Source organism: Bradyrhizobium erythrophlei, from assembly GCF_900142985.1.
Classification (GTDB): domain Bacteria; phylum Pseudomonadota; class Alphaproteobacteria; order Rhizobiales; family Xanthobacteraceae; genus Bradyrhizobium; species Bradyrhizobium erythrophlei_B.
In genome coordinates this window covers 5,594,394-5,619,407 of record NZ_LT670849.1, presented here as the reverse complement: position 1 = coordinate 5,619,407, position 25,014 = coordinate 5,594,394, and the positions used below count along the sequence as shown (strand labels likewise).

General features: G+C 62.2%; 28 protein-coding genes. 5 read left to right on the top strand and 23 right to left on the bottom strand.

The features are described from left to right. Positions 1-227: 227 nt before the first annotated feature. The 8 genes from BUA38_RS26755 to BUA38_RS26720 all read right to left on the bottom strand — a co-directional run bounded on the left by BUA38_RS26755 (position 228) and on the right by BUA38_RS26720 (position 8,310). Positions 228-1,070: a helix-turn-helix domain-containing protein gene (locus tag BUA38_RS26755; RefSeq protein WP_072822672.1), complete on the bottom strand. Its 843-nt coding sequence runs from the start codon at positions 1,068-1,070 to the stop codon at positions 228-230. Between the two features lie 148 nt (positions 1,071-1,218). Then, on the bottom strand, positions 1,219-1,608 hold the full coding sequence (locus BUA38_RS26750; protein ID WP_072822670.1) for a nuclear transport factor 2 family protein: 390 nt from the start codon (positions 1,606-1,608) through the stop codon (positions 1,219-1,221). 134 nt (positions 1,609-1,742) lie between these two features. Then, positions 1,743-2,105, bottom strand: a complete 363-nt coding sequence (locus BUA38_RS26745) for a hypothetical protein (protein ID WP_072822668.1) — start codon at positions 2,103-2,105, stop codon at positions 1,743-1,745. A gap of 86 nt (positions 2,106-2,191) precedes the next feature. Further along, entirely contained in the window at positions 2,192-3,400 is a 1,209-nt protein-coding gene (gene lepB / locus BUA38_RS38535) for a signal peptidase I (RefSeq protein ID WP_072822666.1), read from the bottom strand. Between the two features lie 229 nt (positions 3,401-3,629). After that, positions 3,630-4,169, bottom strand: a complete 540-nt coding sequence (locus tag BUA38_RS26735) for a GNAT family N-acetyltransferase (RefSeq protein ID WP_072822664.1) — start codon at positions 4,167-4,169, stop codon at positions 3,630-3,632. 60 nt (positions 4,170-4,229) lie between these two features. Further along, entirely contained in the window at positions 4,230-5,360 is a 1,131-nt protein-coding gene (locus tag BUA38_RS26730) for a DUF2778 domain-containing protein (RefSeq protein ID WP_083587780.1), read from the bottom strand. 306 nt (positions 5,361-5,666) lie between these two features. Next, positions 5,667-7,169 carry a glycosyltransferase family 39 protein gene (locus BUA38_RS26725; protein WP_072822660.1) on the bottom strand — a complete coding sequence of 501 codons (1,503 nt, stop codon included), beginning with the start codon at positions 7,167-7,169 and terminating at the stop codon, positions 5,667-5,669. 7 nt (positions 7,170-7,176) lie between these two features. Further along, positions 7,177-8,310, bottom strand: a complete 1,134-nt coding sequence (locus tag BUA38_RS26720; RefSeq protein ID WP_072822658.1) for a glycosyltransferase — start codon at positions 8,308-8,310, stop codon at positions 7,177-7,179. 474 nt (positions 8,311-8,784) lie between these two features. Between BUA38_RS26720 and BUA38_RS26710 the strand changes: the two genes are divergently transcribed. Together BUA38_RS26710 and BUA38_RS26705 are read left to right on the top strand one after the other, a co-directional pair. Next, a complete protein-coding gene (locus tag BUA38_RS26710) occupies positions 8,785-9,612 on the top strand; it encodes a DUF72 domain-containing protein (protein ID WP_072822655.1) in 828 nt (275 codons plus the stop codon). 6 nt (positions 9,613-9,618) lie between these two features. Beyond that, a complete protein-coding gene (locus tag BUA38_RS26705; RefSeq protein ID WP_072822653.1) occupies positions 9,619-10,080 on the top strand; it encodes a DUF488 family protein in 462 nt (153 codons plus the stop codon). Between the two features lie 10 nt (positions 10,081-10,090). Here BUA38_RS26705 and BUA38_RS26700 read toward each other — a convergent pair whose 3' ends face one another. The 14 genes from BUA38_RS26700 to BUA38_RS26635 form a co-directional block, all read right to left on the bottom strand. Then, on the bottom strand, positions 10,091-11,254 hold the full coding sequence (locus tag BUA38_RS26700; protein WP_072822651.1) for an ABC transporter permease: 1,164 nt from the start codon (positions 11,252-11,254) through the stop codon (positions 10,091-10,093). Next, the gene (locus tag BUA38_RS26695; protein WP_072826458.1) at positions 11,251-12,183 is read right to left on the bottom strand and encodes an ABC transporter ATP-binding protein; all 933 of its coding nucleotides are present in this window, start codon (positions 12,181-12,183) and stop codon (positions 11,251-11,253) included. The genes BUA38_RS26700 and BUA38_RS26695 overlap by 4 nt, the downstream gene beginning before the upstream one ends. Before the next feature lie 5 nt (positions 12,184-12,188). Beyond that, complete coding sequence (locus BUA38_RS26690) at positions 12,189-12,977, bottom strand: HlyD family secretion protein (RefSeq protein ID WP_072822649.1); 789 nt, start codon at positions 12,975-12,977, stop codon at positions 12,189-12,191. Next, complete coding sequence (locus BUA38_RS26685) at positions 12,974-13,618, bottom strand: TetR/AcrR family transcriptional regulator (protein ID WP_072822648.1); 645 nt, start codon at positions 13,616-13,618, stop codon at positions 12,974-12,976. The genes BUA38_RS26690 and BUA38_RS26685 overlap by 4 nt, the downstream gene beginning before the upstream one ends. A 107-nt stretch (positions 13,619-13,725) precedes the next feature. Continuing rightward, complete coding sequence (locus BUA38_RS26680) at positions 13,726-14,136, bottom strand: DUF2000 family protein (RefSeq protein ID WP_072822646.1); 411 nt, start codon at positions 14,134-14,136, stop codon at positions 13,726-13,728. Positions 14,137-14,241: 105 nt separating this feature from the next. Continuing rightward, on the bottom strand, positions 14,242-14,631 hold the full coding sequence (locus tag BUA38_RS26675; RefSeq protein ID WP_072826457.1) for a DUF4189 domain-containing protein: 390 nt from the start codon (positions 14,629-14,631) through the stop codon (positions 14,242-14,244). A gap of 106 nt (positions 14,632-14,737) precedes the next feature. Further along, positions 14,738-16,342: an NTP transferase domain-containing protein gene (locus BUA38_RS26670; protein WP_072822645.1), complete on the bottom strand. Its 1,605-nt coding sequence runs from the start codon at positions 16,340-16,342 to the stop codon at positions 14,738-14,740. Next, positions 16,339-17,037, bottom strand: a complete 699-nt coding sequence (locus tag BUA38_RS26665; protein WP_072822643.1) for an XdhC family protein — start codon at positions 17,035-17,037, stop codon at positions 16,339-16,341. Before BUA38_RS26665 ends, BUA38_RS26670 begins: the two co-directional genes overlap by 4 nt. A 3-nt stretch (positions 17,038-17,040) precedes the next feature. Then, positions 17,041-17,364 carry an XdhC family protein gene (locus BUA38_RS26660; RefSeq protein WP_072822641.1) on the bottom strand — a complete coding sequence of 108 codons (324 nt, stop codon included), beginning with the start codon at positions 17,362-17,364 and terminating at the stop codon, positions 17,041-17,043. Positions 17,365-17,388: 24 nt separating this feature from the next. Next, entirely contained in the window at positions 17,389-18,585 is a 1,197-nt protein-coding gene (locus tag BUA38_RS26655) for a vWA domain-containing protein (protein ID WP_072822639.1), read from the bottom strand. A gap of 26 nt (positions 18,586-18,611) precedes the next feature. Next, positions 18,612-19,520, bottom strand: a complete 909-nt coding sequence (locus BUA38_RS26650; protein ID WP_072822637.1) for an AAA family ATPase — start codon at positions 19,518-19,520, stop codon at positions 18,612-18,614. Positions 19,521-19,557: 37 nt separating this feature from the next. Next, positions 19,558-20,364: an FAD binding domain-containing protein gene (locus BUA38_RS26645; protein WP_072822635.1), complete on the bottom strand. Its 807-nt coding sequence runs from the start codon at positions 20,362-20,364 to the stop codon at positions 19,558-19,560. A gap of 37 nt (positions 20,365-20,401) precedes the next feature. Then, positions 20,402-20,887 (bottom strand): (2Fe-2S)-binding protein, encoded by a 486-nt coding sequence (locus BUA38_RS26640; RefSeq protein WP_072822633.1) that lies wholly within the window; start codon positions 20,885-20,887, stop codon positions 20,402-20,404. Between the two features lie 149 nt (positions 20,888-21,036). After that, on the bottom strand, positions 21,037-21,483 hold the full coding sequence (locus BUA38_RS26635) for a CoxG family protein (protein ID WP_072822631.1): 447 nt from the start codon (positions 21,481-21,483) through the stop codon (positions 21,037-21,039). Between the two features lie 314 nt (positions 21,484-21,797). Between BUA38_RS26635 and BUA38_RS26630 the strand changes: the two genes are divergently transcribed. The 3 genes from BUA38_RS26630 (at position 21,798) to BUA38_RS26620 (ending at position 24,479) form a co-directional block, all read left to right on the top strand. Next, entirely contained in the window at positions 21,798-23,162 is a 1,365-nt protein-coding gene (locus BUA38_RS26630; protein WP_072822629.1) for a 3-carboxy-cis,cis-muconate cycloisomerase, read from the top strand. A gap of 22 nt (positions 23,163-23,184) precedes the next feature. Continuing rightward, positions 23,185-23,967: a 3-oxoadipate enol-lactonase gene (gene pcaD / locus BUA38_RS26625; RefSeq protein WP_072822627.1), complete on the top strand. Its 783-nt coding sequence runs from the start codon at positions 23,185-23,187 to the stop codon at positions 23,965-23,967. 119 nt (positions 23,968-24,086) lie between these two features. Next, a complete protein-coding gene (locus tag BUA38_RS26620; RefSeq protein ID WP_072822625.1) occupies positions 24,087-24,479 on the top strand; it encodes a carboxymuconolactone decarboxylase family protein in 393 nt (130 codons plus the stop codon). On the opposite strand, the gene BUA38_RS26615 is transcribed toward BUA38_RS26620, so the two are convergent. Beyond that, entirely contained in the window at positions 24,441-24,962 is a 522-nt protein-coding gene (locus BUA38_RS26615) for a hypothetical protein (protein WP_072822623.1), read from the bottom strand. The two genes, BUA38_RS26620 and BUA38_RS26615, sit on opposite strands and share 39 nt — an antisense overlap. Between the last annotated feature and the right edge of the window lie 52 nt (positions 24,963-25,014).

Here is a 25,014-nt window from a genome sequence, read left to right as displayed (position 1 = left end):
CCGAGACGTGTCTGTCGTTTAACCTCGTCATTCCGGGGCGCGCATTAGCGCGAGCTACGGTGCGCCATTGCGCACCTGAGAATCCATCCCTCCTCGCGTTCTGGCGGCGCCATGGATTCCGGGCCCGCGCCTTCGGCGCATCCCGGAATGACGGCGAAGAGTCGCCGAGGCTGTTTGACATTCGTAAAGAAGAATTCCAGGCGGTCGTCGGCCGCTCGCCTATTTCGTCAATGCGCCGGCCCTCGCGCAGCGTGCGCCTTTAAAAATCGCGCATGCTCGGTTTCGGTCTTGTCGTCGGCGGGGAACATGCATTCGAGCCGCAGTTCCTCCGCCGTGACCGTCTGCGGCGTACCGACAGTCGTGATCAGCGAGAAGTAGTTCAACGTGACGCCGCCTTTCACAAGCGAAAGCGGGATCATCGGCAGCACGCTGCCCGGCGACGGCGCACGCCATTCGGCCTTGACGCCGGGATATTGCGACAGCGCCGCAAGCAACGCCTTCGTCTTGTCGTCGATGACGTGCCCAAGCGCCTCGCGATAGACACGCGCCAACAGTCCCCTTGCCGTCTCCGGCCAGTTGGCAACGAAGGGGCGCAGACCCCTTGGGTCGAACATCAGGTGCAGGAGATTGCGGGGCTGCGGCCAGGCCGCGAGATCGACGAAGCAGTTGAACAGCGCGGGCGCGGCCTCATTGGTCATCACCACGTTCCAGTGCCGGTCGATGACGAGCGCCGGAAACGGCTCGTGCTGGCGCAGCATGCGTTGCAGTGCCTTGGCGATGCTGTTCATGACCGGCGCTTCCAGCGCATCACCGGAATAGACCGGCGCGTAGCCAGCGGCGACCAGCAGTTCGTTTCGTTCCCGTAGCGGCACATCGAGCGCCTGGGCCAGATCGAGCAGCATCTGGCGGCTGGGGATGCTCCGGCCGCTTTCGACAAAGCTGATGTGCTTCTGCGAAACGCCGGCATCGAACGACAGGTCGAGCTGCGTCTTGCCGCGCACATCCCGCCATTGGCGCAGCAGGATGCCCGCGGGGCTGGCGGTCCTGATATCACTCGCTGTCGCTTTCATGGTCGGTGATCCCTTGATCGGCGGACTTTCGCGATATCTTACGCGCTCGAAGGCGTCCCTGCTCTACCGTTGCGTAAGGAAATGCCGCGGATCAGGATGATTTCCGAAACCCGCGGCATTCATTGATCGCTAAACGATCGAGCGGCGATCAACCGAAGGCGACCGGCCCAACCGCGCCGACCCAGCGACGCACCTTGGTGTTGTCCTTCTCGTCCATGTAGAAGAAGTGGATCATGGTCGGATGGACCGTTGGCCGCGATCGGTCATCAGGCGTCATGTCAACGGTGCCGCGGAACACTTTCAGCGTTCCCGCGTCCCAGTATTCGGTGACGTGATGCAGCGCCGTGAACCCGGTGTCGATGAACGCCTTGAGGTTGGCGCGGATTGCTTCGCGGCCTTTCCAGTCGGCGACGCCAAGATTGCAGACGGCATCTTCCGTGAAGCAGTCAAAGCCTTTTCCGAACGTCTTGTCGTCGATCTCTTTCCACATATCGAGAAGCCACTTCGGCGGCTCCTTTTTGGTAAAGACGGCTTGCATAGTGTTCTCCTGTTTCTGTCTGTGTCTGTCGGTGGCAGATGCGCTTTGGCGCTGACAGTCAGGAGAATAATCACAGGCCGAATTGGCTCAATTACATGCCAGGTAATAGGCCGAGAGCGACGGACAGCGACGCCTCACTCCTTCGAGGCCTTCTTTTTCGGCACCGGCTTGATGTCGTCCTTCAACTCCTCGGCCATCTGGATACAGACGACGAGATCGAGGTAGCTCGTGGTGCCGAGCGAATGGCCCTCGCTTTCGCAGCGGTTGCGGATCGGAGCTGCGGTGGTTGACCACAGCGAATTGAGCTGCTGTTTGGCGTTCTCCTCGTCATGCACGCATTCATCGACGCTCTGCCCGGTGGTCGACCGGAACAATTTGGCGTCGACGTCTCTGGTCTTGCAGATCGCCTTGACGTTCAACTCCGGCACCCGCCCGTTAGCCGCGAGCGCGGCCGACAACGGCAGCAACATGGAAACCAGCAGCAACACGCGCTTCATTCGGATCTCCTTCAGAGAGAGACTGCAAACAAATAACCGGCGATGCGTGTCGCGGTTCCCTGCACGTTTGCGCGTGCGGCCGCCGGTCAGCGCACGACTTCACCGATCCGCTCGATGCGAACATGCGGCGATGCGCTCTCGTCTTCCGTGCGCGAGAAGAAGATCAAGCTGACGCGGCCGATCAGGTTTTCAAAGGGAATGTAGCCCACTTGCGAAAGGATGCGACTGTCCGTCGAGTTGTCCCGGTTGTCGCCAAGCGCAAAGAAGCTTCCGCCCGGCACGGTGAAGACACCGGTGTTGTCCAGGGGGCTGTCGTCGACACAATCGAGCGTCTCGTAGCTTGCGCCGTTCGGTAACGTCTCGCGCCAGCGTTTGACACGACCTTGTGCCCCGCTGCCGCAGGCGTCCTGCTGCGCTTCGGAATCGGCCAGTTGCTCGCGCTTGACCGCCGCGCCGTTGATGAAAAGCGCGCCCTGCTTCATCTGAATCCGGTCGCCAGGCAATCCCACGACGCGCTTCACATAGTCGACCGCGTCTTTGGGAGCGCGAAACACGACGACGTCGCCCGGCGCAGGCGGTGCCGCAAAGAGCCGCCCCGAAGGCAGCCGCTCCGAAAACGGGAAGGAATAACGGCTGTAGCCGTAAGTGAATTTCGAAACAAAGACATAATCGCCAACAACGAGCGTCGGTCGCATCGATGACGACGGGATGTTGAAGGGCTGGTAGAGGAAGCCGCGGATGAAGAACGCGATCACCAGTCCAAGCACCGTGTTGAGGAGATAGGTCAGGATGGTGCGAAAGAAACCGAAGCCCTGGACCCGCCCCAGCATCAAGAGGAAGACGACCAGCGACCACAGCGAAAAAACCGCTACGAGCAACGGAACACTGTCGAGCGCGCCGCCGCGGCCGGCGACCGCGCCGACCGTCACGATGACGGCAAATCCGAGGATGGTCGGTAATGTGCTCCACGCAAACACGGTGCGCATGTGCGAGGCACTCGCCTGCCCGCCAAGCAGGCGGCCGATCCAGCTCAGCATGAGGCCTGCGAGATAGAGCCAGATGATGCCGACGAGCGCGCCAAACACCAGAATGCTCAGCACGAGCTGCCAATTCAAAAGATAGCTGACGCCGTAGATGACCGAACTCTGGCTGTAGAGGCTCGCAAACGTGCCCAGGATGGCCAAAAGCCAGACGAAATAGGTCGGCCTCGCCGCGACCAGGCGTTCGATCGTACGGCGCGGGCTGAGCCATACGGTGAGCCACGGCGATCGAACGGTCTTCTCTTCGGCGGACATTGATCCCTCTTCCCCGCGCTCGCGACATTGTGCCGGATTCGACGTTGTCGTCGCCGGTTCACGTCACCAGAGCTCCGATTCCGAGGTTCGCATGATATCGCGGCGGCTTCTGATGCGAACCTCGGAATCAAAGGAGCTCTAGCAAATAATGGTTTCTGGTGCGGCTTTGAATTTGAAGTTCCTAAGACGAATTCGCCGCGACACTGATAGGAACTTCAAATTCACCGCACTAGCGCACGCCGCCATCCTGATAGCGGCGTTTGGTGATCTCGAAAATATAATGCTGGTGACTGCCGGCGAGCTCACGCACGAACAGGCCTTCGCGCTTGACGCCGCCGATTTTGGTCATCGCGCCTTGCGAGCGCCAATTCTCGTGGCCGACCCAGAACACCACGGTATCGAGGAACGTGAAGGCGTGGTCGAGCATCAGGCGCTTCACCTCGCGGTTCGTCGCGCCGCCCCAGTGACTGCGGGCGAGAAACGTCCAGCCGATCTCGACCTCGCCGATTTCCGGCTCATAACCGTAGTAGCGGCTCGACCCGATGAGCCGGACAGTGGCGCGATCGACAAACACGAAGGCCATCTTCGAGCTCACCGCGCCGTCGAAGTATTCCCGAAATTCCGGCTCGGTATAGCGCTGTGAGGCTGGATGCACTTCCCAGATCTTCGGGTCGGAGCCAACAGCATAAAGCTCCGTCCAGTCGGATGGCGCAATCGGCCTGACCGTGACGGTGGGACCGACAAGTGTCGGCTGAAAATCAGAAGACATTGAGCGAGACTATCTTGGCGCGGCGCGGGCCGAAAGAGACTTCAGGCCCGCCGCGCCCGCTCACTCCACCCGCGCGAGAACTGCGAGCTTGCGGATACCCTGGTTGCGATAGGCGTTCAGGAAGGCGTTGTAGTCGCGGAAGGACACGCAGCCGTTGGAATCGCCGTTCGGTCCGAGCATGTAAGTGTGCGCCAGCAGACCTTCACGGCCGTAGATCGCCTCCTCGCCGCCGACCGGCGTCAGCCGCAGCGCCGCTACACCGTGGAACAGCGCTTCGCGGGGCTTGAGCGTATAGATGTGCGGCGGCGTCACGCCGCGCATGCGGATGCGCGAGGAATGCGGATCGTCAAGGCTGGAGCCGAGGCCGGAATGCGCCTCGAGCTTGGTGCCGTCGGGCAGATACACCATGTGCGCGGTGATGTCGTAGACGGCGGTATCGCGATCGTAGGGCGGCGAACCGCCAAGCATCGGATTCTGTTCGCGCGGCGTAATGCTGCCGGTCACGCTGCCGGCGTCGGCGGAAGCATAGGCCAGGACCGGATTGCGCGAACCTTCCTTGCCCCACAGCTTCTCGGTCATCGATTGCCGATCACCTGACGTGAGCGAAAGGATTGCGTTCTTGGCACGTTGCGCCATGTCGTGGAATTTCGAACCGCTCTTCGGCGCCTCATCGGCTTGCGCCGTCGGCGAAGCAGAGGCGAGCTGAACCTTCGCGTCCTTTTTCTCAGCGCTCTTGTCGGAGCTCTTGGCGGGCTCCATCTTGATCTTGGGCGCTTCGGCAAGCTTGAGCGGCTCGGGCTTCGGCGCGACCGCGATCCTGGTTGCCTCTTCAGGCACCGGCGCCGGTGCGACGCCTTCGGGCGAGGCGGCTGCGAAACGTTCTAGGAAAGACAGGGTCGGTTCGGCCGCTACGGTTTCCGGCGCGGTGACGAGGACCGGCGGTTCCGTCCGGGCCACGGGTCGAATGCTGATGTTGGCAAACCGGCGTGCGACCGGCGCATCGTAATTGGAGCTGCCGAGCTCCGGATACGGGCTCGCTGCAAAGATATTGGCGTAGACCGTCCAGCCGCACCCGGCCACCAGGCTGATCACTGCTGTCGCAATGAACAGACCTTGCCGGGTCAATTTGCGGGCTGGTCGTTTAAGAGAGGGTGCCGCGAATTCGTAACACGCAACTACACTGGTACTCATTCGCCTTGCATCCGGACTGGTTTCACCTCATCTCCCCCAAAACCGCCGTTCGAGATGGTGCACGGCGCGGGCACCTTCGAACGGCGGCCAGTGCGATCATCCGCCGAATTCATTGGCAGCATCTCGCAGAGGCGCGGGACGGCATTAAGGCAAGTTTTAGTTAAATGGGGATTAAGTGCACGGCAGTTCTTGGGCAGTCCCGAATTGGTACGAATTTGCGACGGAAAAGCCCGTAAATGGCCGTGGTTCTTCGCAATTCCGCGTCCACGAATTTGCCACATTCGACCACGTAATCGCGCGGGCTTTCTATTGCAATTCGGGCGGCGGCGAATTGTCGAGCACGGCTCGCTTGGCGCCATCGACGAGATCAAGGGCGTAGGTCTCGATCACCAGCGGCCCGCGCATTCGCCTGAACTCGCCGACGCGCTCGATCCTGGCGAAGGTGTCGGTCACGTAAGGCTGAGGCGACACCCGCACTTCGTCGACCCACAGAAGCTTGCCGGAGAGCTTCGCCGGATCGGGTTCGGGCATATTCACCCAGCGAATGCGTTGTGTCGGCTGCACCACGCAGGTGTCTTTTGGCAGATAAAAGGTGAGCCAGCTCGCAGTGCCGTAGTCCGGCGCGAGCACGCAAGAGGTGCCGACACGTGCGCGCGTCGCCTCGATCTCGGCAGCCAGCGCCGTCCAGCCGACGCCAATGCTGCGCACCGTGGCATCGCGGCGATAGCCGGAAAGCCAACCGGTGTTGGCCTGCACCATCAGCGCCGCAAACATCACGACGCCGACCGGCGCAGCCCAGCGCAGGCAGAAATTCGCAAGACGCCGCGGAAATTTTTCCCATCGCGCCGGGTCGGCCGCCACCGCCGCCGCAATCGCAAAGGCCGGATAGACCGGCGCAAACCAGTTCGCCTCGACGCGGGCGTGCAGCGCGTGCCACAGGAAATAGACCGTGATGACCCAGAACATCGCGCCGATCAGCACGCGCGAGGCCAGCGCCCCGCCCTCACGCCGCACCAGCCCATAAAGCCCCATCGCACCGAGGATGAAGACCAGCGGGGTCGCAAACACAATCTGGGTCGGAATCAGTTCGGCGATGAACGAAAGCCGGAAGTGATCGATCTGCGAACGGCCGAGTTGCTTAATGAAGGAAACCCAGTGGTGATCCGCGTTCCAGATGATGACAGGAGAAAATATGGCAAGCGCGACCAGCCCGCCGAGATAAAGCCAAAGCGACAAGAACCAGCGCCGAAGTTTGGGGACGCTGATCAGCCAGATCAGGATCGCGGGCCCGAAAAACATTGCGGTGTATTTCGACAACAACGCCAGGCCCACCGCCGCGCCGACCGCAAGCCACCACGCACCGCGCCCGCTTTCGAGCACCTTGGCGAGAAAGAACAGCACGAAACTTGACGCCACCAGCAGCGGCGAATCCGGCGTCACGATCAGCGTGCCGACCGCGGCCATCAGGGTGGCGTTGAGAAGAAGGGCCGCGTTGACCGCGACGCGCGTGCCGCCGAACAGAATCTCGGCCGCGCGATAGACCGCATAGCTCATCGGCAGCGCGAGCAGGATCGACACCAGCCGAATGCCGAGTTCGTTATCGCCGGCAATCATGATGCCGAGGCGGATGACAAGGGCGACTGCCGGCGGATGATCGTAATAGCTGAAAGCGAGGTTTTTGGCCCAGATCCAGTAATAGGCCTCGTCGAAGGTGATTGGCGTCCAGGCCGCGCCGACCAGCCGCAGCAGCACCAGCGCGACGACGGTCAGCGCGGTGTTACGGACTAACCGAGCGTCAGTCGGACTCATCGACCGGTTATCGCTTGCGCCAGACGAACAGTCCGGACATCGCGTAGTTCCAGACCACGCCCATCAGCGCGCCGGCTGCACCTGCCAGCCACCAGATCGGCTGCTGATTGTAGACGGAAAATGCAACGCCAACATTGGCGAGCAGCCCGACACTGCAAACGACGTAGAACAGCAACAGGCCGCGCAGAATCGCAAAGCCCTTCAGCCGCTGATCGCGGTAGGTCAGGAAGTTGTTGAGGATGAAGTTGCTGGTCATGGCGCACAACGCGCCAAAAGCCTGCGCTTCAGCAAATGGAAAACGGATAATTTTCAGACCCGCATAGAGCGCAATGAAATGCACGAGCACGCCGAGCGAACCGACCATGGCAAACAGCAGAAACCGCAGCGACACGACGTCGTGGGTCAGCTTCGCGAGCACCAGCCCGAGGAAATCCAGCGCCACCATGGAATCGAGCTTGCTCTCGCCATGCAGCCGCGAGCCGAACGAATACGGAATTTCCTTGGTACGCAACGTGCCGTGAGCGGTTGCCACCACGTCGAGCAGGATCTTGAAGCCTTGCGTCGACAGTTGCGGCGCGAGTTCTTCGAAGCGCTCGCGGCGGATCATGAAGAAGCCGCTCATGGGATCGGCGATCTGGACCCGCAGCGCGCGCTTGGCCACTTCGGTAGCGAGCGCACTTGCGCCAGCCCGCTGGCTGTTGAAGCTTTCGGCGCTGCCGCCTTCGATGTAGCGGCTGCCGACCACGAGGTCGAACTCACCGCTTTGCAACAGCGCGAGCATCTTCGGCAACTGTGTTTCGTCATGCTGCAAGTCGGCATCGATCACGGCCGCGCACGGCGCGCTGGATGCGAGAATGCCTTCGATGCAGGCGCCGGAAAGACCGCGCCGTCCGATCCGCCGGATGCAGCGTACTCGGCCATCCTCCCGCGACAGCGCACGCAGCACCTGCCAGGTGCCGTCGGGCGAATTGTCATCGACAAAAACCGCTTCAAAAGGAATGCCGGCCAGCGTCTGTTCCAGCCGCCGGAACAATGTGATTACATTGTCCCGCTCGTTGAAGGTCGGGATGACGACAGAAAGCTGAGGTAATCCAGCCGCTTGGGGCGGGTTCCCGGTCATGATTTGCGAAGCGTCGTTCATGACGCCAGCGTATAACCGATCAACCGCTGGGATGCCAAGGAAACGGTCGGGAACGCGGCCGTAGGCGCCAAAACATCCCCAAAAATGCCAACGACCACGAACAGGTGGCGCGCGTACATCCGGCGCAGCCCAGCTATTTCGTGGTCGTCGCAGCGATGGAGCTCGGGGGGAAGCATCAACATCGCCGTTAGGAGCTAGATAGGTACGATCCGGCGTTCCGCAAGGGGCCGGTGCGACTGGCAAAGGTTAACGTCTTTGAATAGGCTCCCGGCCGATTTCTAGTGGTCCGATTCTAACATTCGCATCCCTTCGCAGTGGGCACTTTTGCGAATGTTAGAATCAAAGGACCTCTAGCAAATATAGGTATCTAGTGGAGTTTTGGATTCGACATTCGCCCTAGGGACTCGCGGCCAGGCGGGTAACGAATGTCAAAATCCACTCCACTAGGAAACGGCAAAAAAGGCAGGAAACGTCGTGAGCAAAGCCCCCGCCTCCAAATCCTCAGCCAAATCCGGCCGCATCTTCATCGGCATCGGCGGCTGGACCTTCGAACCCTGGCGCGGGGTGTTTTACCCGGAAAAACTCACGCAGGCGAAGGAGCTGCAATACGCGGCCTCAAAACTCACCTCGATCGAGATCAACGGCACCTATTATGGTTCGCAGAAGCCGGAGAGCTTTCGCAAATGGGCGCGCGAGGTGCCGGACGGCTTTGTGTTCTCGCTGAAGGGCCCGCGCTTTGCCACCAACCGCCGCGTACTGGCCGAGGCCGGCGACTCCGTCAAACGCTTTTACGACTCCGGCGTGCTTGAACTCGGCGACCGCCTCGGGCCCGTGCTCTGGCAGTTCGCGCCGACCAAGAAGTTCGACGAGGCGGACTTTGGCAAATTCCTCGAGCTTTTGCCGCGCGAACTGGAGGGGACGCGCCTGCGGCATGTGGTCGAAGTCCGTCACGACAGTTTTTGCACGCCGGCTTTCGTGGCGCTGATCCGGAAATTCGAGACACCTGTCGTGTTTGCCGAACACGGCAAATATCCGGCGATTGCCGACGTCGCGAGCGACTTCGTCTATGCGCGCCTGCAAAAGGGCGATGACGAAATCAAGACCTGTTATCCGCCGAAGCAGCTCGATGCCTGGGCCAAGCGCTTTCAATTGTGGGCCGAAGGCGGCGAACCCGACGATCTCCCGCGCGTTGACGACACGAAGCTCAAGAAGACGCCGCGCGACGTCTTCGCCTATGTGATCCATGAAGGGAAAATACGTGCACCCCATGGCGCGATGGAACTGATCGCCCGCGTGAGCTGATCCAAGATGGCCCGGCGCAAAACGCTCTTCACCATCGGTTATGAACAGACGCCGGCCAAATCCGTGCTCGATGAACTCGAGCAGGCCGGCGTGAAACTGCTGGTCGACGTGCGCGCGGTGGCTTCCTCACGCCGCCCCGGTTTTTCAAAGAGCCAGCTGGCAGCCGGTCTCGACGAACGCGGCATCGCCTATGTGCATCTGCGCGGGCTCGGCACCCCGAAGGAAGGCCGTCTCGCCGCCCGGTCCGGTCAATACGACACCTTGCAGAAGATCTACGCAAAGCACCTCAAGACGGCACAGGCCAAGGAAGAGCTCGACGAGCTCTCGGCGCTGGTGACGAAATCAGGCCCGGTCTGCATCCTCTGCTATGAGCGCGACCACACCCATTGTCATCGGCGATGGATTGCCGAGATTATCGAAGACCGCGACGACGTCCGCGTCGAAAATCTCTCTGCTCAGCAGACATAGGGCTTCCGCATCAGTCCAGCGTGCGGCGGAAACGCAACACCGCGACCGTCATCGCAAGCAGCATCAACAGAACCAGCACGACGGTGTCGTATTCCAGGTTCGGCAGTGCCGCACCCTTCAGCATGATGGCGCGGACGATTCGCAAATAATGCGTGAGCGGCAGGCCTTCTCCGACATATTGCGCCCAGACCGGCATGCCCAGAAACGGAAACATGAAGCCGGACAACAGAATGCTCGGCAGAAAGAACATGATCGACATCTGCATGGCCTGGAGCTGGTTTTGCGCGATCGTCGAGAAAGTATAGCCGATGGCAAGATTGGTCGTGATGAACAGCGTCGAGAGCAACGCCAGCATGGTCAGGCTGCCGCGCACCGGTACGCCGAACAGAAACACGCCGATGCCGATAATGAGGAACGCCTGGAGGAATCCGACCAGCACATACGGCACGATCTTGCCCAGCATCACCTCGACCGGGGTGATCGGCATCGACAGCAGGCTTTCCATCGTGCCTCGCTCGACTTCGCGCGTCACCGATAGCGCGGTGAAAATCAGCATGGTCATGGTGAGGATGGTACCGACCAGGCCCGGAACAATATTCAGCCGCGACGAGGCCGCCGGATTATAGCGCGCATGCGCCCTGATCTCGAACGGCATCGTCGGCGGATCGCCAGTGTAGAGATCATGCGAAAGCGCCGTCTGGACCAGGACGCCGAGCGACGACAGCGCCGAACTCGCCGCCACCGGATCGGTAGCGTCGGCCGCGACCAGTAGCGCCGGATAATCCCCTCGCCGCACTGCGCGCTCGAAACCGCGGGGGATTTCCACGCCGAACAAGACCTTGCCGGAGGTCAGGAGATCGTCGAATTCAGTGACATCGTGCACCTCGCGCACGAAGTGAAAATAAGCGGTGTTCTCAAGCGCTTTCAGGATCGAGCGGCCGAGATCGCTGTCTTCCTGCAACAGCACCGCGGTCGGCAGATTATGCGGCGTGGTATTGATGGCGTAACCGAACAGCAAAAGCTGCATCACCGGAAGCATCACGATCATCGCAAAGGAGACGCGGTCGCGCCGGAGCTGAATGAACTCCTTCACCGTCATCGCGTAGCAGCGCCGCCAGAAGCCGAAACGTGGCTCTGGAATTTCCGGACCTCGTGCTGCGTCGGTCGCACTCATTGGAAGTTATCCTTTGATCGCGTCATCAGCTCGATGAACACGTCCTCCAGCGATGGCTCGCTGGCTTGCCAATGCAACTCCTTTCGCTCGCGCCAGGGCGCGATGCTGGCATCAAGCGCTGCGCGATCTCGTCCCGACACGTGCAGGCTCGTGCCGAATGGCGCGATCATGTCGACCCCGGGCTGGCCTGCGAGTTCGTCCTGAACGGCGTGAATGCCTTCGCCGGTCACCGTGTAGGTCGACAACGCCGACTTCGCGATGACTTCCTCAACCGTGCCGTGGGTCAGCAAGTGGCCATAGGCGATGTAAGCGATCTCGTGGCAACGTTCCGCCTCGTCCATGTAATGGGTGGAGACCAGAACCGTGAGACCTTGGGCCGCGAGCGCATGAATCTCGTTCCAGAAATCGCGACGCGCCTTTGGATCGACGCCGGCGGTCGGTTCGTCCAGCAACAGGAGTTGAGGACCCGGCAAGGTGCAGGCGCCGAGCGCGAGGCGCTGCTTCCAGCCGCCGGACAATTCGCCTGCGAGCTGTTCTTCGCGGCCGCTCAGGCCAAGGCGCTTGATCATCGCGCGCGCGGCAGCCGGCGGATCCGGCACGCCGAAGAGCCGGCCCACGAATTCGAGATTTTCCCGCACCGACAGGTCCTGATACAGCGAAAATCGCTGCGTCATGTAACCGACACGGCGCTTGATCTTGTCGGCATCGTGCCGGATGTCATAGCCGAGACAGGTGCCCTCGCCGGCGTCTGGCGTGAGCAAGCCGCAGAGCATGCGGATGGTCGTGGTCTTGCCGCTGCCGTTCGGTCCGAGGAATCCGTAGATCGAACCGCGCTTGACCTGCATGCTGAGGTCGTGCACCACCTCGCGGCCTTCGAAGGACTTTGAAAGTCCGCGAACCTCGATTGCGATGTCGGAAGATGCCGTCATCGCGGTCACCGCTTGTCCGCCACCGGCGTCTTTGCACTTAAGGATACGCTGATCGGCTGCCCAACCCTGAGAGCGTCCGGGCGGGAGGGGCGCGCCTGCACGAGATAGACCAGCTTGTTGCGCTCATCGAGGCTATAGATGACCGGCGGGGTATATTCCGCCGCCGTGGAGAGAAAATAGATTCGGGCCGTAAGATCCGCCGAGCAGTTGTCGCACGTCACCCGCACCTCGTCCCCGATCGCAAGCTTGGGCAAATCGACCTCTGAGACGTAGAAGCGAAGCTTCATGTTGCCGGGCGGCATGATCGACAGCACGGGCCGCTGCGCAGGTACGGTCTCGCCCTCGCGAAAATAGATTTGCTGCACCGTGCCAGAGATCGGTGCATAGCCGATGCGGCGCGAAAGACGCGTCTCGGAGGTCGCAACCTGGGCTTCGGCGACGCGCAGTGCGGAGACGGCCGAGTCCAGCGTGGCCTGCGTCCCCGACCCTGTTCTGCTCAGCGACGAGGCGCGATCGTAACTCTGCTGGGCGTTAGCGAGCGTTGCCTTGTTCTGATTGAGATTCGCCTGCTGGAGATCGTCGTCGATCGAGTACAGGCGATTTCCGCTCTTGACCTCGTCGCCTTCGCGGACGTTGAGTTTGGTGACGCGCCCGGACTCGTCGGGGCTGACGAAAATCATGTCGGCCTCGACCCAGCCCTGATAGCCGGGATCGCGAGGCGGATTGCATCCGGCGAGCAAGCTTAGCAGCGCAATTGCCGCGAGCGTTCGCTGTGCGGTGCGGGATGCGTTCATGCCGCCCTCCGTTCACCAAAAATCAGATCGAGATGGACACGAAGCATGGCGACCGCGTCGAGCGGCGCGAACTGTCCAAACAATCCCTGCCAGATCACGGCAACCATCGCCGGCGCCACCACGATCTGCGGAAAATCCTTCAGGCCGGACTCGCGGATCTCACCTCTGGCAATGCCGAGTTCAATCAGCGCGCGCATCCCGGCCATTCCTCGCGACACGACTTCGCGATAGTAGAAATCCGCGATCGCGGGAAAGCGTGGCCCTTCCGCGATCACCAGCCGCACCAGCGCGCCTCGCCGGGTCGTCGTGACTTCCCGGACAAAATTGCCGGCGAAGTTTTCCAGCACCGCACGGATCGAACCGGTTGCGGGCGGCGGCGCCATCAGCCTGGACGCCAGCGGCACGATCGCGCTGCGGACCAGTTCCTCAAACAGCGCCTGCTTGTCTTTGAAATGAAGATAGATCGTTCCTTTGGCCACACCGGCGCGCTTGGCAACGTCGTCGAGGCGCGTCGCAGCAAAGCCCTGCTCGATGAAGGTTTCGAACGCGGCTTCGATGATCGCCTGCCGCCGGTCGGCGGCGCGCTCGGCGCGCCCGGCGGGAGCGCCTGAGGGGACCGTCTCTTTTTTGAGCGGTCGCATTTTTGCGGGTGAGCGGGGCATCCCAAGAATATGACTGACTAGTCAGTCAGTGTCAAAAAGAAATTATAAGATACTGAATTTGTTACAAAATTAGAGAGACTTGGATGTCAGCTGTGAAACTTCAGGCCATCGACGATCTTGTCGATCAGCTTGCGATCCGCGCGCATGGCGAGGCCGACCAGGTTGAGATCGGCCCGCGCGACCGCCCTCACCGCCTCACGGTTGGCGGCATCGTGCGAAGTCTTGAACATCTCCTCGGTATAGACCGCAGGCCGCACATTGCGCGCCAGCGATCGTTCAAGCGCGCGCGACAACGCCGCACGATCCGCGCCATAGATCAGGATCGGCTGACCGATCAGTGACAAATACGGCGTGCCGGAGCCATCGGCATAGGGTTCGCCGATGCATTCCGGAAACGCCGCGGCGATGCCGGAGGCCAGAAACGCGGCAACGTTGAGTTTTTGCCACGGTTCGAGATCGGTCCGAATCACGACCGCGATCTTGGTGTCGAATTGCATGGAGGACTCCAACGAACGGCATTTCGGATCCGCGGGGCGTCCGAAAACTCCGAACCATTAGGGCAAGGATTTGCGCGCGCGGCTATCGCATCATCAGTGGTCGCATTATCCTTTGGCGTCACAGGCCCAGGCGCGGATCACGCATTCCTTGCCGCCATATTTGTAGCATTCGCGGGTCGCCTCGTTGAGAGAACCCGAAATGTGCGGTTTGACCGCATAGCCATGCGCGCCACAGGGATTGGCCATGTCGACGGAAAGCGCGGCACAAGCATGCTTCATGGTGATCGCCTTGCAGTCGCCATTGCATTGCTTGAGCGCGGCGGCACGCGCCGCCCCTTCAGCCGGATAATCGTAGGCCTGGCCGTAGGCGCCGCATTTGCCGACCGCAAAAGCGCCCGCGGCACGGCTTTCCGTGATCAGGCGGGAGGCGCAGACGAGCAACGTGAATGTGAGAACGAATAGCGCGCGCCGCCGCGCGACGGCTGTCGAAACGATCAAGACCCCCTCCCAAACCTCAGCGGGCCGAAACTTAAGAGAGAGGACGTTTCAACTTGGTGAACGGAAATCAGTGATCAAAAAATTGTTGGACGGCGCGTGAACATCAAGCACTACGCGCGGCCTCCAGCGCCTGCGGCGTATCGATATCGAGAAACGCGCCGTCGCCCTGGACCGGGACCTCAGCCACCGCTTCGTTATGCTTCGCAATCAGATGACGGGCGCCGACATCGCCGTCGAGCGTCATCAATTCATTAAAGAAGCGGCGCGACCACAGCACCGGATTGCCGCGGCGGCCGTCGCTGACGGGGACCGCGATCAAATGGCCGCGATCCGGCGCGAACGAATCAATCAGGCGGTCAATGAGACCGGCCGAGATCATCGGCATGTCGCCGAGACAAATGACCGCGCCGTCGGCCTGCTTCGGCACCGCCGAGATGCCGGCTCTCACCGAACTTGCAAGGCCGTGCGCAAAATCAGGATTGCGGACGAATTTGACGTCGAGCCCGGTGAGCGCCTTCTCGACCAGATCGGCCTGATGGCCGGTGACCACGATGACGTTTTTGGCTTTCGAAGCCAGCACCTGTTCGGTCACGATCCGGACCAGCTTCTGGCCATCGAGTTCGGCCAGCAACTTGTTGGGACCGCCCATGCGGGTCGAGCGGCCGGCGGCTAGCACGACCGCACTGACATCGCGATTGTCGTCAACCTCGAGGCTCGCGCGCGGCTGCGGCCGCGTCACAATTTCCATCAACAGACCGCCAACGCCCATCCCCATCAATTCGGCGCGGGTCACCTTGAGGCCCGCAAGCAGACGCATCAGCACCCAGTCAAAACCGTTTTCGACCGGCGAGCGCGCGCAGCCGGGCGCGCCGAGCACCGGCGTGTTGCCGGCCTTGCCGATCAGCAGGAGATTGCCCGGATCGACTGGCATGCCGAAATGCTCGATCGCGCCACCGATGCCGGAAAGCGCGGATGGAATCACGTCCCGGCGATCGGCGATTGCGGAAGCGCCGAATACGATCACGAGCTCGGCGCCAAGACCGAGCAATTCCTTCATGGCGGCCTTCAGCGCCGTCTCGTCATGCGGCACACGGCGCTCGGCCATGATGGTTGCGCCTGCCGGTGCAAGCCGTTCCGCCGTTACCTTCAGCGTCTTGTCGACGACCTTCGGCGAAAGCCCCGGCAGCAGGGTCGAAATCACGCCGACGCGCTTGATCACGTAAGGCGCAACCCGCAACGCGCCGCCTTTGGCGGCCTCGACCGCGGCATCGCACAACTTCGCTTCGACCCCGAACGGGATCAATTTCACGGTTGCGATCATTTCACCTTCGACCACCGGCTTGAAGGCAGAGAGGGTGGCAAAGGTGATCGCTTCGTCGACGCCGTTGATGCGATCGACCGCGGCACGGTCCACCACCAGCACGCCGGCCTTGGCGGCGAACAGATTGGCGCGGCCGGTGAAGGCGCGCTCGACGTGAATGCCCTCGCCGGCAATCGCCTTCGCGATACTGGCAGCCGCGACGTCCTCGGAGACGTCGCCGTCCTCGAGCCGTACGACGACGACCTCCCTCACGCCCGCCTTGTTCAGCGCCGCGACTTCGGCCGGCCCAATCGTAGTGCCCTTCTTGAGCACCAGCGGACCCTGACGCAGGGTATGAACGGTGACGCCACCGAGCGCGTCCGCTGGACTGGCAGGGCCGAATTTCATGCTGCGGCTTTTTTTTCTTTGGGCATCCGCAGGCTCGCGGTGATCTCGGCCATGATCGACACCGCGATCTCGGACGGCGAGACGGCGCCGATCGCAAGCCCGATCGGCGCATGGATGCGGGCGATGTCGGCATCGGTCGCGCCGAGCGCCTTTAGCCGCTCGCCGCGCTTGGCATGCGTCTTTCGTGAGCCAAGCGCGCCGATATAAAAGCAGTCGCGCGCGAAGGCATGCAGGAGCGCCGGATCGTCGATCTTGGGATCGTGCGTCACCGCGACAAATGCCGTGTAATGATCGACATTCAAGGGCGGCAACGCGACGTCGGGCCATTCGGCAACGAGCGGCACGTCGGGGAAACGTTCCGGGCTCGCGAACGCCGTGCGCGGATCGACCACCGTGACATCATAACCGAGCGAGCGGGCGAGCGGCGCCAAGGCCTGGCTGATATGGACCGCGCCGACGATCACCATGCGCGCGGTCGGCGCATAGACGTTGAGAAACCACTTCTTGCCGCCGACCTCGACATTGGCGCTCTTGCCCATGCGCAACTGCTTGGACAACTCGGCCTCCAAGGGATCGCGGGCAAAGTCCGCGGCCTTGACCAGGCGCTGCTCGCCATTGGATGTGTCGGTCACGACGATCACCGGCCGCCGCGCGGCGCGCTCGGTGTTCAATTCCTTCAGCGTCGCGAGCTTCATTACCTAACCGACTTTCTCGACGAACACGCGAATGGTGCCGCCGCAGGACAGTCCGACATTCCAGGCGGTCTCGTCGGCGACGCCAAACTCCAACATCTTCGGTTCGCCGCTGGCGATCACGTCGAGCGCCTCGGTGACGACGGCGCCTTCGACGCAGCCCCCGGAGACCGACCCTAAGAACGTGCCGTCATCATTGATCACGAGGTTGGAGCCCGCCGGCCGCGGCGCTGAACCCCAGGTCTCGACGACGGTGGCGAGCGCCACGCCGTGGCCAGCCTTCTGCCAGTCTTCAGCGGCTTTCAGAATATCTTCGTCACGATCGAGCATGGGAGCCTCACCGATTGTTCTTGTTCAAGCAGCTGACCGCGTCAGGCTGCGGTGATGCAGCTGTGGCATCGCCGATAGCGCCTCGATCAACCCTTCGATGGACTTCAAGTTATGCACCGGGCGGAATTCGTCAACGTGCGGCAGCATCATTTTGATGCCCTGCGCCTTGGGTTCAAAGCCACCATACCGCAGCAGCGGGTTTAACCATATCAGGCGGCGGCAGGAACGATGCAGCCTGTCCATTTCAAAGGCAAGACGGGTATCGGCCTCGCGCTCCAACCCGTCAGAAATCAACAGCACGATCGCGCCCTGGCCGAGCACGCGGCGGCCCCAGAGCTTGTTGAAGGTATGCAGCGAGGTCGCGATCCGCGTCCCCCCGGCCCAGTCTTCCACTGCCGAGGAGCAGCTCGCCAGCGCCTCGTCGGGGTCCCGTGCGCGGAGCGCGCGCGTCACATTGGTCAGGCGCGTGCCGAACAGAAATACCGACACGCGCTTGCGCGCATCGGTAATGGCATGCAGGAAATGCAGGAACAAGCGGGTATATTCGCTCATCGAACCCGAGATATCGAGCAACGCCACGATCGGCGCCGGCTTCTCGATCCGCCCGAGCTTGCGAATGTCAATAATATCGCCGCCGGTGCGGAGCGATCCGCGCAGGGTACGCCGCATATCGAGCTTGAGCCCGCGCGCGTCCGGCCGGTAGCGGCGGGTGCGCAGCTCCGCCTGCGGCAGCTTCATGTTGGCGATGGCGCGCGTGACTTCGGCGATTTCGGCGGCGGTCATCTGCGCGAAATCCTTCTTTTGCAGGATTTCCTTGTCGGACACCGAAAGCCGCAGCTCCTCGGCCTGCGCCCGCGGCGTCTCGGTCATCTGCGTCTGGGAAAACGCCTCCTGAACGCGGCGTGAGCCTGCTTGCGGCTTCTTCCTCGGCTGGTCCGGCAGCGGCACCGAGTCCAGCATCTGCTTCCATTCGTCGGCGGCGCGGAAGAACAGATCGAAGGCTTGCGCAAAAATCAGCGCGTGCTCGTGGCGCTTGACGAAGATGGCTTCCAGCGTCGTGAACACGTCGGCGCGATTGCCGATATCGACGAGCTGGACCGCGTTCATGGCGTCGATCACGGCCCCCGGCCCGACCGGGATGCCCGCCGCCCGCAAGGCGCGTGCAAAACCGACGATGTTATCGGCGGTCCGGCCGGTGGGGATTTGGTGATCGGCGGCCATCGGTGACCTCGTCATTCAACGCGCGATCAGGTCTCGCTCGTCGCCTCTTTCAAAACGTTTTGTAGCGTCTCGCCCTGAAGGCGCGCGATGTCGTCCTGGTATTTGAGCAGCGCCCCCAAACTGTCGCCGATTGCTTGCGGCGTCAGCGAGCGCGCATCGAGCTCGGTGAGCGCATGCGCCCAATCGAGCGTCTCGGCAACGCCGGGCGATTTGTAGAAATCCTGATGCCGCAGCGCCTGCACGAAGCGCACGACCTGCTGCGACAGTTTCGCCGAGATGCCGGGCAAGCGAGATTTGACGATCGCAAGCTCCCGCTCAGCAGACGGATAATCGACCCAATGATAAAGACAGCGCCGCTTCAGCGCGTCATGGATTTCGCGGGTGCGGTTCGAGGTGATGATCACGATCGGCGGCTGCGGCGCCTTCACCGTGCCGAATTCGGGGATCGTGATCTGGAAGTCCGACAGGATTTCCAGCAGGTAAGCCTCGAACGCCTCGTCGGCGCGGTCGAGTTCGTCGATCAAGAGCACCGGCGCGCCCGCGACCTCAGGTTCGAGCGCCTGCAACAGCGGCCGCTTGATCAGAAAACGTTCGGCGAAGATATCGCCCGAGAGCTGCTCGCGATCGGTATCGCCGGCAGCTTCCGCCAGACGAATCGCGATCATCTGCGCGGCACTGTTCCACTCGTAGACGGCGGAGGCCGCATCGAGGCCCTCATAGCATTGCAGGCGGATCAGCTTGCGTCCGAGGCCTGCCGACAGCACCTTGGCGATCTCGGTCTTGCCGACACCGGCCTCACCTTCGAGAAACAACGGCCGCCCCATGCGGAGCGAAAGATAGGCGACGGTCGCGAGTGAACGCTCAGCGATATAGCCGCGCGAGGACAACAGCTCCATCATGGCGTCGACGGATTGGGGTAACGCCGATGCGGTCATGGACGAGCCAGCCTTGCTGTAGCGAGAATCAACGATCTCAGGACTTTGCGGTCGCCGCCTCGACCGCGCGACGCGCCATCACCGCAATCAGATGCGCGCGATATTCGGCGCTGCCGTGCAGGTCGCTGTTGAGACCATCCGGCGGCACGGTCAGACCGTCGAGCGCTTTCGCCGAAAAACGCTTCTTCAGCGCTTCCTCAAAGGCGGTCAGGCGGAATACGCCATCGGAGCCCGCGCCGGTGACCGCGACCCGTACATCCGACGGGCGCCTGGCGACGAACACACCGACCAGCGCGTAACGCGAGGCCTGGTTGCGGAATTTGACGTAAGCCGCCTTCTTGGGCAGCGGGAACATCACCTTGGTGATGATCTCGTCGCTCTCAAGCGCGGTCGAGAACATCCCTTGAAAGAATTCCTCCGCCTTGAGGCGGCGCTTGTTGGTGACGACAGTCGCGCCCAGCGCCAGAACGGCGGCCGGATAATCGGCGGTCGGATCGTTGTTGGCGAGCGAGCCGCCAATGGTGCCGCGATGACGCACCGCCGGATCCCCGATCATGCCGGCGAGCTCGGCAAGCGCCGGGATTGCCTCGCCGACCACGGCCGAATTCGCGACCGTGTAATGGGTCGCGGTGGCGCCGATGACGAGCGAGCGGCCCTTCATCTCGATGCCGTCGAGACCCTCGATATGGGAGAGATCGACCAGATGCGGCGGGCTTGCGAGGCGCTGCTTCATGACCGGCAACAGCGTGTGGCCGCCGGCGATCACCTTGGCGTCCTCATTCTTGACCAGCAGGTTTGCCGCCTGCCGCACGGTGCCCGGACGATGATATTTGAATTCGTACATCGGAAGTCCCTGAGGTCCTTAGGTCGCCGTGATGCGTTTACGCGAGATCGGATTTGGCCATCGCCTTGGCGCCGGCCGCAATCGACTGCACGATGTTTTGATAGCCGGTGCAACGGCACAGATTGCCTTCGAGCTCTTCGCGGATCGTGTGATCGGAGAGATCGTGGCCCTTGCGGTGAACGATATCGATCGCGGTCATGATCATGCCGGGGGTGCAGAAGCCGCATTGCAGGCCGTGGTGCTCGCGGAAGGCTTCCTGCATCGGATGCAGGGGCCCACCGTCGGCGGCCAACCCTTCGATGGTTCTGACCTCGTGGCCGTCGGCCATCACGGCCAGCGTGGTGCAGGACTTGACCGCCCTGCCGTCCAGATGCACGACGCAGGCGCCGCATTGCGAGGTGTCACAGCCAACATGGGTGCCGGTCAACCGCAGATTCTCGCGCAGGAGCTGCACGAGCAGGGTACGGGGATCGACATTCGCGTTGACGGGATTTCCGTTCACGATCAGGGAGATTTTCGCCATTCCGGGCTCTCTATGTCCGCGCCGACGCTGCCCGGCGGCGCAGTGATTTCAGGTGTTTCGGGGTCATAATATGGGCCGTGGCGGCGATGAGCAACCTCATGACCGCATGGCTTGGCTTTACACGGCCTTCTTCGGGCGGGACCCGAAAGTCAGCCTTCCACCGCCTTGGCGAAATTCGCGAAAAACTCGTCCGCCAGTTTCTTGGCCGCACCGTTGACCAGGCGCTGCCCGAGCTGGGCGAGCTTGCCGCCAATCTGCGCCTCGACATTATAGGTCAGGAGCGTACCGCCATCCTTGTCGGCCAGCGCCACCGTCGCGCCGCCCTTGGCGAAGCCGGCCACCCCGCCCTCGCCCTCGCCGGAGATCTTGTAGCCGTTCGGCGGATCGAGATCGCTCAGCGCCACGCGGCCCTTGAAGCGCGCCGACACCGGGCCGACCTTCATTTTCGCCGCCGCGCGAAAGCCGTTGTCCTCGGTCCGTTCCAATTCCTCGCAACCGGGGATGCAGGCCTTGAGCACCTCGGGGTCGTTCAGCTTGGCCCAGACCGCCTCGCGTGAAGCGGGAAGCTGGACCTCCCCGTGCATCGTCATGGCCATGTGCGTCTCCGTTCAGTCCAAACACTCACCCATGAACTAATGCACGAAAGCGCGAAAAGGAAGAGCGCGACTGGCTGAGTCGGCCGCCTAGCTGGGTTGCGCTAGCGGTCCGATTCTAGCATTCGCATCCCTTCTCAGCGGCCACTTTGCGAATGTTAGAATCGAAGGACCACTAGCAAATATGGGTTTCTAGTGGAGTTTTGGATTTGACATTCGCTTGACGAGCCTGCGGCTGGATGGGTAGCGAATGTCAAATCCACTCGACTGGCTTTTATTATTGGCACCGGGCTGCAACGGTGGTTAGGTCCGCCCCGATGAGTACCTCGCTCTCACCGCTGCTTGCGCCCATGCTCTCAAGCGCCGCCATGCGCGCGTTGTGCGACGACCGCGCTTACCTGCAATTCATGCTCGATTTCGAGGCAGCGCTGGCGCAGAGCGAGAGCGCAGCCGGCATCGTTCCGGCGGGCACTGCGGAGGCCATTGCCAAGGCCTGCAAGGCAGATGCCTTCGATCTCGCATCGCTCGCCGAAGCCGCCACGCGGTCCGGCAATCTGGCTATTCCTCTCGTCAAGGCGCTCACGGCAGAGGTCGCCAGGACCGACAAGGACGCCGCCCGCTTCGTGCATTGGGGCGCGACCAGCCAGGACGTGATCGATACCGCGACCATGCTGACCCTGCGCGCCGGCATCGACGCGCTGCTGTCCGACATCGACCGCGCCGTGACCGGCTTTGCGCGGCTTGCGCGACAACACCGCAACACCGCGGTCGTGGCGCGCACCTGGTTGCAACATGCGCTGCCGATGCCGTTCGGCCTGAAGCTCGCCGAATATGCCGCGAGCCTGCATCGCTCGCGCGGCCGCTTGCTGCATCTGAAAGATCATGCGCTCGCGCTTCAGTTCGGCGGCGCGGCTGGCACGCTTGCAGCCCTTGGCAATCAGGGCTGGATCGTCGCCGAAAAACTTTCCGACATTCTTCAATTGCCGCTGCCGGAAGCGCCCTGGCACTCCCACCGTGACCGTATCGCCGAGACAGCCTCCGTGTTCGCGATCATCGCCGGCACCTGCGGCAAGATCGCGCGCGACGTTCAATTGATGATGCAGACCGACGTCGCCGAAGCCTTCGAACCGTCAGGCGAGGGCCGCGGCGGCTCCTCCACCATGCCGCATAAGCGCAACCCCGTCGCCGCTGCGAGCGCGATTGCCGCCGCGACCATGGCGCCGAACCTGGCGGCAACGATCTTTGCCGCACAAGTCGGCGATCACGAACGTAGCGCCGGGCCGTGGCACGCGGAGTGGCCGACCCTGCCGAGCCTGCTGCTCGTCACCTCGGGCGCGCTCAGTGCCATTGTCGACATCGCCGAGGGCCTCGAAGTCGACACCGTGCGCATGCGTGCCAATCTCGATGCGACCGGCGGGCTGATCATGGCGGAAGCGGTTGCGTTCGCGCTGGCCGAAAAGGTCGGCAAGCAGGACGCGCATCATCTGGTGGAAGCTGCGAGCAAGAAGGCGGTCGCCGAGAAGGCGAGTCTGCGTTCGGTGCTGGAGAATGACCCAAAGATCACCGCACATCTCGATGCAGAGAGGATCGCAGAACTGCTCGAGCCGATGGCCTACCAGGGCGTCTCGCAGACCCTGATCGACCGCCTGCTCGCTTCGCTTGAAGACAAACAAGACGACTAACAAAGAAGAGTGGAGAAATTCCATGCCGATGATCGACGCCGACGGGTGCCTGCTCAATGTATCGGTGGAGGGTCGCGACGGCGGCCCGACATTGATGCTGTCGAACTCGCTGGGCACAACGATGGCGATGTGGGAGCCGCAAATGAAGGCGCTCACGCAGGTCTTTCGCGTGATCCGCTACGACCGGCGCGGCCACGGCAAGTCGGGCGTACCGGCGGGCCCCTACTCCATGGAACGCCTGGGCCGCGACGTGATCGCCATCCTCGACGATCTCAACATCCAGAAGACGCATTGGTGCGGGCTCTCGATCGGCGGCATGGTCGGACAATGGCTAGGCGCCAACGCGCCCGAACGATTCAACAGGATCATTCTTGCCAATACGTCGAGCTATTTCCCCGACCCGACCAACTGGCAGAGCCGCATCAAGCTGATCAAGGAAGGCGGCATTCCCGCGATTGCCGACACGGTGATCTCGGCCTGGTTGACCGCCGACTTCCGCGAGCGCGAGCCACAGGCGACGCAAAATCTGAAAGCCATGCTGCTCGCAACGCCTGTCGCCGGCTACCTCGCCTGCGCCGAGACGCTCTCCACCCTCGACCAGCGCGCCTTGCTGCCGAGGATCAAGAGCCCGACGCTCGTGATCGCCGGCCGTCATGACACTTCGACGCCGGTCGCCGCCAACGAATTCATTCGCGGCAACATTCAAGGCGCCTCGATGACGATCCTGGACGCAGCGCATATATCCAACCTCGAACAATCGCACGCGTTCACGGATGCGGTGGTCGGCTTTTTGACGCAACGCTAGTTGTCATTCCGGGGCGCGCATACGCGCGAACTATGATGTGCAATTGCACATCTGAGAATCTCGAGGTTCCGGGTTCGCCTCTCCGAGGCGCCCCGGAACGACGTGCCGGAGGGACATCAATGAACGACGAGAAACGCCGCGACGACGGCATGGCACAGCGCCGCAAGGTGCTCGGCGATGCCTGGGTCGACAAATCGATCAAGGGTAAAAACGCCTTCAACGCCGACTTCATCGATCTGATCACCCGCTATGCCTGGGGTGACATCTGGACCCGGCCGCATTTCGATCATCGCACGCGGCGCGTGCTCGTGATCGGCACCATGGTGGCGCTCGGCCAATGGGACGAGTTTCGCCTGCATGTGCGTGCGGCGTTGGCCGAGGGCGGCTTCACGCCCGACGACATCAAGGAAATTCTGTTGCAGCAGGCGATCTATTGCGGCGTACCCGCCGCCAATCATGCGGTAAAGGAAGCCTCAGCCATTATAGCTGAGCTTGGCCTCTTGAGCGGGTAGATCGGCCGGCACCTCGACCGTCTGCGTCTGCGCCGGCGTGTCGAACAGCATCACGATGCCGGTGCCGATCATCACCAGCAACTCGGAGGCGTGCAGCCGCAGCGCCTCGATTTCGCCGACCTGCGAGGCCATCAGCATGGTGCCAAAGCTGAGCACGCTGCCGATGGTGAGTGCGATCGCGAGCGCCTCGCCTCCTCCGCTCTGCCGGCGGAAGATGCCGCGGACGAAGAGGACAACAAACAGCGCAAGGAAGGCAACGACGGTCAGCCGGCCGAGCGCCAACAGCCAAGCAAAGCGTACGGCGGTCATGGTCGGCAGTTGCAGATGATCGGTCGCATAGAGCGCGACCGACACGCTCGGCCGCTCGAACAGGCCGCGCACCGGAGAATCAACTATCCGCCAGGCAATCGCGGCCCAGGTCGGAATGAAATAGCCGGCGAGAACAACGCCGCTGATCGAACTGATACGCCAGTTTTTCGACATGTCGCTTCCCGTTTTTCCGCGCGCCTTTTGGCGCCTCGCTTGTTCGGGAAGT